Annotated in this window: 1 protein-coding gene; it reads left to right on the top strand. The window is 66.0% G+C overall.

The genetic code is table 11. The features are described from left to right. Window positions 1-308, top strand: a 308-nt coding sequence (locus FK530_RS26225) for a flavodoxin family protein (RefSeq protein ID WP_369123358.1), incomplete at its 5' end; no start/stop codon positions are given. Window positions 309-524 lie beyond the last annotated feature (216 nt).

Genomic DNA, 524 nt, shown 5'->3' with positions numbered 1-524 from the left:
ACAGCATGGGCCTGCCCAAGGCGGCGACCCGTCACCAGGCGCGCGCAAAAGGCGGCCACCCGAACGACACCGGCATTGCGGAGTGGCTCGACGCGCTTACGAGCCTGGCCGGGCAACGCGTTGCCGCGTTCTCCACCATCACCGGGGGCATCTTCTCCGGGTCGGCGAGCAAAGCCATCGAAAAGCGCCTCCGCAAGCTCAACGCCACAGTCGTCGGCCGCGAAGACTTCACAGTCCGCGGAACCGAAGGCCCCCTTGCCGACGGAGAAATCGAGCGTGCCAATAACTGGGGAACCTCCCTCACCTGACCGTCTGTACGACCCCGGCCGATCCAACAGAAAGAACAACACACGATGTCCACCACGCCGATCGAACCTCCCCAGCCCGACTCTGGCGTCCCTGGCGGCGGACAACAAGGAGTCAACGCCGCAACCCCGCACGAGAACCTCGATCCCGACGCACGAAGCCGAATCGCAGCCGGAGTCTTCGCCCTCACGCTCGGCTGGGCCGGAGTCCACCGCTTC

Origin of the sequence: Tsukamurella conjunctivitidis (genome assembly GCF_007858475.1) — a bacterium.
In the GTDB taxonomy this organism is placed as follows: Bacteria; Actinomycetota; Actinomycetes; order Mycobacteriales; family Mycobacteriaceae; genus Tsukamurella; species Tsukamurella conjunctivitidis.
This window is presented reverse-complemented; position numbering and strand designations above follow the sequence as displayed.